Here is a 12,763-nt window from a genome sequence, read left to right as displayed (position 1 = left end):
CCTCAGAGCCCTCGGCGGGAAACCGCCGAGGGCTTTGGTGTTTTGGTAAGATTACAAGACTTCGATCGCCAACAGTCGGACAGCCAGTCGAACATTCTTGGCAATTGCCAAAAGCGCAGTGTTCAACTCAGCCAACCTACCTTCATCAAGGTCGGCGAACATCGTTGAGTTCAGGCTTGCCTTCTTTTCGGCTAGCTTAGCTATTGCAGCCGTCGCTTGCTCGGTTGCTAACATCTGCACGAAGCGGGCATCATCCGAGCGAGTTCGGCGATCAAGAAGGCCAAACTTTGCGAGACTCTTGGTTTGACTTGCTACAAACGTAGGATGGACCCGTAGCTTCTTGGCGACGTCAATTCCCGCAACGCCATGTCCTTCGTCCAAGTCCATTATCGCCATCAACATGAGCCACTGCGGCTCGGTGATACCGAGCAGCCGCGCCCACACGGAGTGAATGTCCTCCAATTGGGATTGGATCTCTAATATATTCCAGACAAATTCCTTCATGGCTCTGTCGAATTTAGTCTCAACCATATGAAGCCCCATAAAGCGGCCGCTCAAAAGGTGTACGGCGACGAGGAGCGAGCTGTTCCTCAGTCAAAGGGTGTCGTTGAGATCCAGGGCGCGGAGATAAAGTCACTTCGCGCGAAAACAAGTCATAAAAAATACTTCAGCACCTGTTGCAAGCAAGTTAGTGGAAATTCTTGTCGTCTGCGGGCGCGTTCTCGCGGCCTTGCAGAACGCTAAGTCAGTGGAGCGGGATCTTCCTTCGCGCCCCGGGCGACGATCCGCAGTGTCCGGTCCAGTAGAGGCTGCTGGAGCTTTAGCGCCTCATCCGCAGGCGCGTTCATCCAGATCTCCACCTCATCAGCGGTCGTGAGCATCACGGGCGTAGCCTTGGGATGGACGGCGCCGAACTTCGGCATTGGGCTCCGTCGTCAGGAAGGGGTAGAGGTCGTTGGTGGTCTCGCCCTCCTTGACCTTCCGGACGGACGTCCAGTTGGCCCAAATGCCGTCAAAGCAGGCGAGGGAACGGCTCTCGTCGAGGGCGAACCAGATGTCGCCGCCCTCGGCCTTGTTGAACTCGCTGAACGAGTTGAAGGGCACCACGCAGCGGTGCTCCGGACCGTCCAGTGTTTCGAGTTCACGTTCCGGATGTTTGTGGTGCCGCTGTCGGGCTCCATCCGCAAATTCCTTGAAATCGACCTCTTTGCCCTTGGCTTGCAGCTTCTCGGCACGCTTCTTCGTCGCATCCATCAGGGCCTTCGATGACGACGGCATGCCCCAGCGCGCGGTCGCCAGTTCGCGGCCATCTGGGCTGTTCCGTACGATTGGCGCCTTGTAATCGGGAAAAACGCCGGGCGTCGGCGCAAGGTTGCCGACGTACCGCTTGACCACGCGGAACAGCGCGCTGATGGCGGCCTGGTTCGTGGTGATCGAGTAGAGGTTGCAGATCGTCACGTCTCGGCAGAAGTCGGGCGGGCATGGTGCGCGAGCTGTAGCAACGTCGCGGCGGGACGACGACCCGCCTTAGCACATTTGTTGCAGCGAAGCCTGCCGGACAGGTCGTGGACAAAGGTTGTGGAGGCGTGCGGCAATACAGCCAGATCCACATTGCGTCGTGTCTTGCAGCGTGAGCATTGGATCTCAAGCCATGGATAGCCGCCGTTGATCGCCTGGTTGATGGTTGGCGAGGGGTCGATTGGCTCGCCGTTTGCCCACATGCGCTCGTTCCAGCTCTCGCACAGCAGGCAGTCGGCCTGTTTGATCAGAGCTTCACCCTCGGCGCGAGCCGCAGCAGACTTCGCGGACAGAATGGCGGTCATCGCACGCGCCTTGCCGAGCTCCTTGCCCAGGGCTTTGCGATCGCCACCAGACAGCGGCGTTGGGTGGTGCTTCGGGGCCATGCCAGCGAATGCTGTGATCAAACCGGCCCGAAGGCCGGCCAGCAGCCGTCTTCCTCGTGGCGGCCAGTTCGATTCTGACAGGTGTTGTCCAGCAATCGCCGCGCGACCTCCTTCCATCCGGCCTGCTGCCCGTAGAGACGGATTGCGTCCACCTTCTGGATCTCAACGATGCGCTCGCACCGGCGGCACGAAACGCGCAGGACGTGCTGCGGGATCTGGCTGAGGCGCAGGCCAGCGCTCGAACGTCCGGCATCAGCAGGGTGGACATGGGCATCATCGAGGAGGGCGCGCCAATACTCTTCCGGCATGTCATCGGCGGGCCCGAGCGGACGCTCCCTCGCGGGCGCTCTACCCATTGATGCAGCTAGATTTTCCATCTGTTTTGGGGTGGGCATGCGCCAACTCGCGGGTCGGTTGGTCATGGCGGTAATTGGAACATAAAGAGAACAAAAGTCGAGTGGGACCAACGGGGCTCGCCGAAAATTTCCCGGGTCGACTAGCTTGAGGAGCCGATTAACCGTTGCGCTTTCTCGCAGAAAAATTTCCCCCACACGTCTTGAAACTGTTCCTGGCTTCCAATTTTCTTCGGCGTCGTCGCAAGACGATCGGGATGCCGCTTTGGGTCCCGCGACTGAGACGGGCACCGGTCGTGTCCGGTGCCGCTCGTAACCATTTTGCTCCCAGGAGGATCTGGCTATGCGCACTGTTGATTTTTCGCCCTCTTCCGGTCGGCCATCGGCTTTGACCGTGTCTTCGATCTCGCCGAAGCCGCCCAGCGTGCCGACGAGGAGACCTATCCCCCCTACAACATCGAGCGTCTCGACGAACACCGCTTCCAAATCTCGGTCGCTCTCGCCGGCTTCAGCCCGGAGGAGCTCGTCCTGACGGTCGAGCAAAACGTCCTGACGCTGGAAGGCCACAAGAGCGAGAAGGAGGGTAAGACCTTCTTGCATCGCGGCATCTCGACTTGCAATTTCAAGCGCCAGTTCACGCTTGCCGACCACGTCGAGGTCAAGGGCGCCAACTTCGAGAACGGCTTGCTCGTCATCAGCCTACAGCGTGAGATCCCCGAAGCAATGAAGCCGCGTCAGATTGCAATCAACGGCCCGCGCCGAACAACGTGACGCAGATCGAATCTAGGGCCGCTTAAGGCCATCCTGCGGAATGGCTAAACCGCGCGGGTCCGCCCGCGCGGCTAACCGCATCGCGCTCACCTGATCGCAACCATCATGCAGCGGGCAATCCTCGCCGAACTGTTCAAGAAGGCCGAGCGGTTCGCGCACTTGTTCGCCGTGATATCCGAGGCTGATCGGAAGGGCTGCTAATCGCCGTGTTCGGGGATGAGCCCAAGCTTTCGGGTCAGCTCTGGCGGAGGCCCTAGGGAGGCCGCTGGGAATTGGGATTTTAAAGTGCCAGCCGTCGGTTAATCGCTTGGGGCGGCGCCTAACGCCCTGCAGTTGATTGGGCCCGGGCGGGAGAGGTCCGATATTGACGACTGCGGACCCCGAGCGCCGTTGCGCGCGGACTACGGCAGGAAATCGCTCTACGACTGGCAAACGCCATAGCAAAGGATGCCATGCTATGGGATGCCTCAGACGCCGACTATGAAACTTCAGATGAAATGGCCGCGACGCCAACTTCGCAAGTATCTTCGGAGAGAACCGCTGTCCACCATTTGAGCGAACCTATCAAAGAACGCCAGAATTCGCTCGACGTCGCCTAATGTCCGATCTCGTGTGAGGTTCTCCAAGAGATTACCAAATATGCCCTGCCGGAGAGTTGGGGAGAGAGCGATGTCGTACCAAGTACTGCGCACAACTCCAAGAGCTACTGACAAGTGAGAGGCGTCCGCCTGCGCACCTCCAAGGCGAGTTGATGCCTTGCAGAACGCCTCCGGCAAGCGAGTGCCCTTTTCACCCGTGAGCATACTCACGAGTAGGGCGCTGCTCACGGAGATGAACTCCTCGTTTGCCTCGATCAGAGCCACAATTGCGTCCGCATACTCCCGATCACGAATGTATCCGCGTTCGAGGGCCACCATCAGGACCACCTGAAGCCAGCAGCCGCTTACTCCGTACTCTGATTCCGCGAGCATTCGCATCGGAAGGTCTTCTGATAGAAAAATGCGACCAGAACTACTTGCGGCGCGCACTTCGTCAAAGAAAGCGGAACCTAGTTTCTCCAGCAGTCTTCCCGCCTCCGCACTGGGATCATCAGCTCCCTCAGCTGGTATGATCTGCGCATGCTCAGCGAGCCAGGTTCGGTCAGCACGCTGAACTTCCAGTGCAGCTCGCTTTTGGTCGGGCAGAATCTCTTCGCGGAAGTACTGCCCATCTCGATAGAAAACGGACATCGACGGCTCTTCAAGCCGCTCCTCCAGTTCATGGATCCGGCGCTGGATTCGGGCCACTGATCCCTCAACAACCCCGATTGGCCCGCATACAGCCTGAACTACTTTCTCAAGCGAAAGTCTTCTAATGAAATGAAGAGTTACGGCATCGACAACACATCCGGCACAATGGTTCTCCTCGATGGCTCGTAACGCCGATTGCCTCTCAAACTCCGTTCCATGGCACACGCGAAGACGGTGGCCTGCACTTGCCAACCCCAACGCTGTGGTAACTGGATCGGACCCGAGCATCTTAGCCACGAAGGTAAGCGGGAGCAGATTGTCATCGTACTTGCTTGCTACAGAAGCGATCGCATCATGGCGCTCTCGCACTCGATCAAGCATCGGCTGTAGCCCATCGGGAGACGACGTATCGACCCAAATTTTTTCCAAGCCTTGAGCTTCTGGAAAAACATTGTTAAAATCCTCAAGGACAACATGAAGCGCGTGCAGTTCTTTTGGTTTGATCCAAACGATATCTGCAGAGGTACGGTCGGGCAGATCGAAATGATCTCCCGGTGCCTTTCCAAGCATCGCCTTCGCTATCGGATGATCCGGTGACAAATACGTGTTTGCCGGGCGCAGCTTTGCGTCGGGTTCGATAATGTACACCGTCACGGTACCGTCCTCACGTTTGATGCGGACAGCCATGCCTTGCGTTACATGTGGTGGCGAAACATCAATCGTGGGCGTGGACCGCGCCTCAAACAGAAAGATAGCGGCGTAGGCACGATTGACGCGCTCGTCACCGGGATGCGCGAGAAGCGTTTGATAAGCAAGATCGTGAGCTTCTCGCCAATCGCCGAAATTCTTTTTGAATTGAGCGAATGTTAGGAGGTCGTCCGGTGCCCCCGTGAACTCATTTGCGGCTCGCGCAGCTTCGGCTCGGAGTTCGGCCTCCTTGTTTTGTCGAAATAACGTGCTCATCAACTGAAGTTGCAACGCAAGACTTCCTGGCCGTATCTGCAGTAGCTCCCGCAGCTGGCGTTCAGCCGCCGCGAGATCGCCCGTCGACAGCGCTAGTCCGATAGCTATTCGCTGGTAGTAGGGAGCTTTCCGAACCTCATCAGGCATTTGACCTAGAAGCTGCGCCAATGCAGCACGATGGTCGGCCTTGAGCTCAGCGTCAGCCAGCAAACGCAGCGCAGGAGAGTCAAAGCGAGGGGAAACCGAAGGCCTGAGTAAATCAACGACGTCCTTGTGCCGACCGGCGGTAGCCAATGTTTCGCAGACCAGAAACCGCGTCGGGAATTCGGTGCGATCGTTCACGCGAGCGAGCGCAACATCGAGAGCCTTGTCAGCCTCGGAACTACCCGCTTCATACTTGACCTTATAGATCGCGAGCTGCGCGTGCGGCTCATCGGGTAGCCGACGATCTAGCCGGTCGGCCTCATCGAGAGCTTGCGGGTAGTCCTTCAACCGACAGTGAGCGTCAACAACCGTAAGCGATGAACCAACGATCTCTCTGGCATCGGTGAATGAGTCGCGATCTCGCAAAATGTCGAATACTTTGTTGGGCTCCTTTTGGAGGAGCAGATCTGCGCGGACTATGAGATTTCGCGGCGTTTCAGCAAGGCTATCCGCAATGCGGATTGCATCATCCAATTTACCCTGCTTTCTGTAGATGGAAATTCGCAGAAATTTGGATTCTTCCGATGCGACCCCGTAGGCGTCGGCTTCCTCAAGCAGCTGCGATGCTGCGTCGAGCTGCCCCAAAAAGGCTTTGATGAGAGCGGCGTTATGAGCAAATGCCCCTTGCGGCCTGATCTCGGGATTTAATACCCGCTTCCAGCTGCTTGTGAGCACCTTCGATGCCTCTTCAAGCTCAGCATGGGTCGGTAGATTTACTCCCGCTGCCCCAACAAGGCTTGGGTCGCCCTTGAGAAGCCGCTCAAGCACTGCTTCGGCATTTATAGTTTGTAAGCGCCAGTCCGCTGGATGTGCCAACAGGGCTTCGGCCGCGACTTGGTGCCAGCGGCTATCGTCCACTTCTCGCATAGAAACAAGGCGATTGACGTAGAGTTCAGGGGCAGTACGCACTGAGACGGGAAGTGCGTTCCACACGTCGTCAACCGCTTCGTCCGACGACACTGCGAGCATGCGCTGAGCCGCTACATGTGTGTTGTCTGGAAATTGAGCTACCGATGCTATGGCAAGAGCGTGCGCCTCATTCCGATGCCCCCTCAGCAGGAGTGCTGCAATCTTGTTCGCTCTGCCTATGGGGTCGTCCGGGTCTAGGTCTGCAGCCTCCATTAGGTGACTTGATGCGTGGTCGTATTGACCCAGCCCGTGAAGAGCGACGCCGATGTTTACTGCGATACGAAACTTCACCTTGGTTGAAGCAGAGCTCCAAACGCGATCCTTAAGTTTCGTGAGAAGCTCGATCGCCGTCTTGGGTTTGTCCTGACGGATCAGATCACGATAACCGTCGATTTCGTTATTGAGATGCTGCTCGATCCCAGCTGAAGCACCCGATGCACCCTCTTGCGCGACCTTGATGCCGAGGCTTTCGATCGCCTTCAGAATTTCTCGCTGGCCCGCTGCAACTGCCAGAGCTTGAGCGTCGCCTCGCTCTTGAACCGTCTTGATGATTTGATCGGTTGCCTGAAGGATTTTATCAGTGAAAGGTGAGGCATCCGGGTGAAATTCTTTCACAGCTTCGGCGTAGCGGCCGATCTCCTGCTGAATGCGACCCCAGCCCCACACGGAGATCGAAAGATCGCGTCCGGCCGATCTCACCTCCCGCTCCAACGTCCTTGCCGTCTTTTGAATTTCGGCGTCGTCCGGCGCGGTCGTGATTAGAATGAATTCACGAATTGGTGGTTTGAAGTCCTCTGACTTCTTTACTTCGGCTTTTAGCTCCTGCTCGGTGACGCCTTTCCCGTAATCGCGATCCTTACCTTTACATTGCACGCCACATAATGGCCTTCGGGACCGCCCCGCTTTCCAAAAATGTCCACGCCGTGCTGCGGCTGTCCACCACGGCCGTTGAGCTGCGTATGAGGATCACCAAGCAGGAGTTGAAACAGAAGTCGTGACTTCCGTTCGAATGCTTGCCAGTCCTTTGGGGCGGGAATTGATACGGCAGTAAAATCGTTCATGAGGCTGCAAAATGCGCTCGTCCGATAGGGCGATCAGCATCCAGCCTCGGTTGCAGCTACGCTGCAATGCTTCTCAATTGGAGCATCCCCAGAATTCGCACAGGTTTTCTAAGTGGCTGACCGCGCTGCATCGCAGAATAGAAGCCAATCGGGGCGCAGCGATCCGAGACAAAAAGAGGTGCAGAGAGCTACTACAACGTTGATATTAAGCGCCTTTTCCCTATTCGCGCCCTACGCGGGGGAAATGCAGAGCCTGAAAGCAAAGATCCGTGACGGGGTGGCGGGCTGGCCGGAAGCTGGCAATTGATCAAACCGCGAGCCCATGGTCAATCTGTTCCCGAGCGTTCGCGACAGCCGACACGGTGATCCGCCTCAGCTCCGCCGCGACTCCATCCAACACCGCGCGCTTTTCCTTCATCCGCTTAGAGTGATTGTAGACCTTGCCGGTGACGGTCGGCACGATCTGCTCGGCCTTTTTGCTGGCGGCATGATCGAGGCACTTCGCGATCCAAACGTCGTCGAAGCCGAGATCACCAGCCAGTGTCGCCGCCGTCCGGCGCAGGTCATGGGGCGTGAACGGTTTGAGGCCGAGCAGCTCGCAGAGGCCCGCGGTCTTGGTCTTGTCCTTATTCTTCTCGTGCTTGGTGCCGCGAAGCGCGTCGGCCATCGCCTTGCGGTGGATTGGCTGGCCCTTGTACATAAGGCTCTCGAACACAAACTGCTGACCGTCCGAGGCGAGCGCCTCCTTGATGATCTCAACCGCCAGATCGGACAGCGGCTGCTGGATCACCCGCCGCTTCTTGACCCGCTTGAGCGGCACGTCAAAGCGGGGATACTCACCGTCGAGGTCAAACAGCTCGTCGCGGCGTGCGCCGAGCAATTCACGGGAGCGCAGCATGGTGACTAGCTCGAACTTGAGAGCGAGCCGCGTGCGGCGGTCATAGGGAAGGTCGTTGCGGTCGAGCCCATGCCAGAAGATCCTGATCTCGTCCTCGGACAGGACGCGGGTGCGGGGATGCTCCGGGTCCAGTTTGGGGAGGTTGACGCAGGGGCTGGCGGTCACATAGTCGCGGCCAGCCTCAGCCGCCCAGTTGAACAGGCCCGAGGCCGCCTTGCGCATGTGCCGGGCGTTGCTGACCGAGGGCTTGCCGAACTTGCCGGCAACGATGTCGTTCGACAGCGTAGCGATGTCGTGCTTGGTGACCTCCATGGCCAGCTTCTTGCCGAGGCGGGAACGGAGAAAGCGGTTGAGGTGGCTGGCCGTGTTCTCCCAGCTCTCCAGCCGGGGGCGCATTTCGCCGTCGGGCTTCTTGACCGGCGTCTTCATCCACGCAATGCGCTCGTCGATGATCTCGGCGACGGTCTTGCCGCGCCTGGCCTTGGCGACCTTCTGGTCGCGGAAGGTCTCGGCGACGGCGTCGCCGCCCATACCCTTCAGCCCATAGATCTTGCTGCGGGCGTCCTCGACGGTGAAGGTCTCGGGATTGTAGACCCCGAGCCAGCCGGTGCGCTGCTTGCCGGTCTGCCGGTCGGTGAACTTGAAGGAGAAGGTCGCGACGCCTGTTGTCGTGATGCTGACGTACAGGCCAGGGCACTTGCGGTCGTAGAACTTGGTCCGCTTGGCGACCAATTTTTCGCACAGCCGGTCGGTCAGTATGACGCTGCTGTTGCGGCCCCGCTTGCCGGCAGGGGAGGGGACAGTGGTAGTATCCATGTGGTTTCGGCTCCTAAGGCTTGGGACCAAAGGGCTCGGCTTTGAGGCTTTCAGTTTGTCGTGCGGACGCTGAAAGGCTTAGGGCCGGGCCCTTATTTTGGTGAAGCCCGCTGAAACAGCCCGCATCAAGGTAGCGCAAAAGCGGCTATTTCATAGGTTTTTCGTAGTTTCGGCGTGTTTCACCGTGTGGTCCTGGCCGTCGTTGCTACGGTTAAGCTTCCGCGGAGGTGCGAGCGAGCCCAACCGGGCAGACTGCATCATCCAATTCGCGGGGCGAGGGAGGCCAGAAGGAAAGTTCGGCTCCCGGGAGATCACGGCATAAGCCGTCCAACCACTGCGCAGGGAAGGCCGAGTGATCGGCGCCACCTGTATGCTGCTGTGCGGTTCTTTCTGCGTGCGCTTTTCGCGCAGCGGACCGCGGGTGCGAGCCAGCACCCGGTCTTCCCTGCGCCCTCTTGGATGAGAGGGTAGCGAGACGAAGCAAAGCTCGGGCGAATGCGCCGCGAGGACGCGAAGGCGTGTCTGCGACTTGAACTGCGTGCCACAATCTCGATCTCGTAGGGTGGGCAAAGCGCAGCGTGCCCACGCCTTGTTGCTTATGCAGGGAGATCGTGGGCACGGCGCTATGCGCCTTTGTCCACCCTACGGCAGCGCTGATGGGATCTGCACTGGACATCGCAATCATGTGGAGAGCGCGCGCCACACTCCGCTCTCATGCCCCGGACGCAGCGCAGCGCTGCCGGCGATGCGAAGCATCGTCCGGGCGGTGCGCTGCAGAGCCGGGGCCCATCCATCCGCGTCGTACCGTGTCACCATCTGGATCCGAGCTCTGCGCAGCAGCGGCAAGAAGCGCTGCGGCGTGTCCGGGACACGGCTAAATATTCGGCAATCGCGCCCTCCGGCGCCGATGGACTTGCACGCTCCAATCCGGTTCAATGGGCCAATTGAGCTTTCAGGCGACAATGATGTCGAGATATCTGCTGGTCCTGCTGCTGCTGGCGTCACCGGCGGCCGCGCAAGTCAAGTTGGCGCCGAAGACCGCGGCCGGACATCCCGATCCCTGTGCCCCGATCGGGCGTACCGCGGACGGCAAGCTGGTCTACTCCATGAAATGCGAGACCCTGCCGGCACCGCCCCCGCCGCCGCGGGCGGAACTGAAGGAAGCGCCTCCGCCGGCCGCCGAGCCGGAACCGGAGACCCGGCGGAGCGGCATTTTCGGCTGGTCCTACGACCGCAGGTGACGCGTCCGCGCCCCTTGCGCGAAACTGTCGGGAGTGCTCTTTGCTTGAAAATTATCCGTGGGGCCACCGGCCCCGATCCAGAGAGATGAGATGAGCAAACTCGTTATCCGTGCCGGCGACTTCACCTTCGATGCCCGTTTCGAGGAGCAACTGGCACCCAAGACCGTCGCCGCCTTTCGCAAGGCACTGCCGTTCGAAAGCCACATCATCCATGTGCGCTGGAGCGGCGAGGGCGTGTGGATGCCGCTCGGCGATCTCGATTTCGGCGTCGGCTACGAGAACCACACCAGCTATCCCGCGCCGGGCCAGATCATCCTCTATCCCGGCGGCATCAGCGAGACCGAGATCCTGCTGGCCTATGGCGGCGTTCACTTCGCCAGCAAGATGGGCCAGCTTGCCGGCAACCACTTCATCACGCTGACCTCGGGCCTGGAGAATCTGGCGACGCTGGGCAAGAGCGTATTGTGGAAGGGCGCGCTGCCGATCCGCTTCGAGGAAGTCTGAGTGGCTGACACACGCTACCCGCGCGATCTCCGCGGTTACGGCCGCAACCCGCCGCACCCCGAGTGGCCCGGCGATGCGCGGGTCGCGGTGCAGTTCGTCGTCAATTTCGAAGAAGGCGGCGAGAACAACATCCTGCACGGCGACCGCGCCTCGGAAGCGTTCCTGTCCGACGTGCTCGGCGCACAGCCCTGGCCGGGCCAGCGCCACGCCAATATCGAATCGATGTTCGAATATGGCTCGCGCGCCGGCTTCTGGCGCCTCTGGCGGATGTTCGGCGAACGCAACTGGCCGGCCACCGTGTTCGGTGTCGCCACCGCGCTGAAGCGCAACCCCGAGATCGTCGCCGCCATGAAGGAGGCGGGCTGGGATATCGCCAGCCACAGCCTGAAATGGATCGAGCACAAGGACATGACCGAGGCGCAGGAGCGCGCCGAGATCGCAGAAGCGATCCGTGTCCACACTGAGGCCACTGGATCGCGGCCGCTCGGCTGGTACACCGGGCGCTCCTCGATCAACACCAACCGTCTGCTGATGGAGGAGGGGGGCTTCCTCTATCTCTGCGACTCCTATGCCGACGATCTGCCCTATTGGGTCAAGGTCGCGGGCGGCAAGCAGCTCATCATTCCCTATACGCTAGACGCCAACGACATGCGATTCATCAACCCGCAAGGCTTTGCCGAAGGCGAGCAATTCTTCACCTATCTGAAGGACGCCTTCGACGTGCTCTATGCGGAAGGCGAAACGGCGCCGAAGATGATGTCGGTAGGTCTGCACTGCCGTCTCGCCGGCCGGCCCGGCCGCGCTGCGGGCCTGATGCGCTTCCTCGATTATATCGGCAAGCACGAACGCGTCTGGGTGCCGACGCGATTGCAGATCGCCCAGCACTGGCACGACAAGCATGCGCATCTCGCGGCCACTGCGTTCGAGATCGGTTGAGGACGATGTCGCGGATCTCGCTCGCCGATCTCAATGCCGCAAGCCAGGCCGACTTCGTCGCGGCGCTCGCCAATGTCGTCGAATATTCGCCGTGGATCGCTGAGCAGCTTGCCGACAAGCGGCCGTTCGCCGGCATCAACCAGTTGCACGCAGCGCTGATGGCGGCGATCCAGAGCGCCGAACCCGACGTCCAGCTGGCGCTGATCCGGGCGCATCCCGATCTCGCCAGCAAGACCCAGCGCGCGGCGGGGCTGACGGTGGAATCGACGGACGAGCAGAACAGCGCCGGCCTCGATAGGCTGTCGGAGGCCGAATACGCGGCGTTCGAGCGCGTCAACAGCGCCTATCGGGACAAGTTCGGCTTCCCCTATATCGTCTGTGTGCGCCGTCACACCCGGGATTCCGTGCTGCGCGACTTCGAGACGCGCTTGCGCAATATCGCAAAGACCGAGACGCGGCGTGCGATCGAGGAGATCGGCCGCATCTCCGCGCTGCGGCTGGATCAGCTCGTCATGGCCGATGACAGGCTGAAGGTGCACGGCCGGCTCTCGACCCATGTGCTGGACAACCACGTCGGCAAGCCCGCGCCGGGGATCCCGATCGAGCTCGTGGAGCTCGCAAGCCTCGGCGAGAGCCGTGTGATCGCGCGCGCGGTCACCAATGCGGACGGCCGCACTGATCAACCGTTGATCGGCGGTCGCCCGCTGCCGATCGGCCGCTACGAGCTCAAGTTCAGCGTTGCCAGATATTACGCCGAGCGCAATGTGCCGCTGTCGGATCCGCCGTTCCTCGACGAGATCCCGCTGCGCTTCGCCGTCAGCGAGCCAGAGGGGCACTATCACGTGCCACTGTTGGTCACGCCATGGAGCTATTCGACCTATCGCGGCAGCTAAAGCATGATCCGGAAAAAGTGCGCAGCGGTTTTCTGTAAACACCCAAAGCGCGATGACGATTCATCCTAATCGCATCGCGCT

10 protein-coding genes and 1 pseudogene are annotated in these 12,763 nt (G+C 60.0%); 5 read left to right on the top strand and 6 right to left on the bottom strand.

What is annotated here, in order from left to right:
• Positions 1-51 precede the first annotated feature (51 nt).
• From GA0061098_RS32865 to GA0061098_RS47280, 4 genes and pseudogenes are all read right to left on the bottom strand, one after another.
• Positions 52-504, bottom strand: a complete 453-nt coding sequence (locus GA0061098_RS32865) for a MarR family winged helix-turn-helix transcriptional regulator (protein ID WP_245323743.1) — start codon at positions 502-504, stop codon at positions 52-54.
• Between the two features lie 236 nt (positions 505-740).
• Positions 741-1,452 (bottom strand): annotated as a pseudogene (locus GA0061098_RS45285) (SOS response-associated peptidase family protein).
• Positions 1,453-1,454: 2 nt separating this feature from the next.
• Positions 1,455-1,904: a hypothetical protein gene (locus GA0061098_RS32850; RefSeq protein WP_091965579.1), complete on the bottom strand. Its 450-nt coding sequence runs from the start codon at positions 1,902-1,904 to the stop codon at positions 1,455-1,457.
• A gap of 17 nt (positions 1,905-1,921) precedes the next feature.
• Complete coding sequence (locus GA0061098_RS47280) at positions 1,922-2,857, bottom strand: hypothetical protein (RefSeq protein ID WP_347337550.1); 936 nt, start codon at positions 2,855-2,857, stop codon at positions 1,922-1,924.
• Between GA0061098_RS47280 and GA0061098_RS47275 the strand changes: the two genes are divergently transcribed.
• On the top strand, positions 2,744-3,028 hold the full coding sequence (locus tag GA0061098_RS47275) for an Hsp20 family protein (RefSeq protein ID WP_347337551.1): 285 nt from the start codon (positions 2,744-2,746) through the stop codon (positions 3,026-3,028). The two genes, GA0061098_RS47280 and GA0061098_RS47275, sit on opposite strands and share 114 nt — an antisense overlap.
• A 488-nt stretch (positions 3,029-3,516) precedes the next feature.
• Here GA0061098_RS47275 and GA0061098_RS32835 read toward each other — a convergent pair whose 3' ends face one another.
• Together GA0061098_RS32835 and GA0061098_RS32830 are read right to left on the bottom strand one after the other, a co-directional pair.
• Entirely contained in the window at positions 3,517-7,206 is a 3,690-nt protein-coding gene (locus GA0061098_RS32835) for a PIN domain-containing protein (protein ID WP_091965577.1), read from the bottom strand.
• A gap of 495 nt (positions 7,207-7,701) precedes the next feature.
• Positions 7,702-9,108, bottom strand: coding sequence for a tyrosine-type recombinase/integrase (locus GA0061098_RS32830; protein WP_165637749.1), 1,407 nt, complete (start codon positions 9,106-9,108; stop codon positions 7,702-7,704).
• Positions 9,109-10,073: 965 nt separating this feature from the next.
• Here GA0061098_RS32830 and GA0061098_RS32820 point away from each other — a divergent pair.
• The 4 genes from GA0061098_RS32820 (at position 10,074) to uraD (ending at position 12,682) form a co-directional block, all read left to right on the top strand.
• A complete protein-coding gene (locus tag GA0061098_RS32820) occupies positions 10,074-10,349 on the top strand; it encodes a hypothetical protein (protein ID WP_183257387.1) in 276 nt (91 codons plus the stop codon).
• A gap of 90 nt (positions 10,350-10,439) precedes the next feature.
• On the top strand, positions 10,440-10,853 hold the full coding sequence (locus GA0061098_RS32815; protein WP_014493672.1) for a DUF3830 family protein: 414 nt from the start codon (positions 10,440-10,442) through the stop codon (positions 10,851-10,853).
• On the top strand, positions 10,854-11,789 hold the full coding sequence (puuE, locus tag GA0061098_RS32810) for an allantoinase PuuE (protein ID WP_091965574.1): 936 nt from the start codon (positions 10,854-10,856) through the stop codon (positions 11,787-11,789).
• A 5-nt stretch (positions 11,790-11,794) separates the two neighbouring features.
• Positions 11,795-12,682, top strand: a complete 888-nt coding sequence (gene uraD, locus GA0061098_RS32805) for a 2-oxo-4-hydroxy-4-carboxy-5-ureidoimidazoline decarboxylase (protein WP_091965573.1) — start codon at positions 11,795-11,797, stop codon at positions 12,680-12,682.
• The last annotated feature ends 81 nt before the right edge of the window (positions 12,683-12,763 follow it).

The sequence above is a fragment of the Bradyrhizobium shewense genome (assembly GCF_900094605.1).
Classification (GTDB): domain Bacteria; phylum Pseudomonadota; class Alphaproteobacteria; order Rhizobiales; family Xanthobacteraceae; genus Bradyrhizobium; species Bradyrhizobium shewense.
This window is presented reverse-complemented; position numbering and strand designations above follow the sequence as displayed.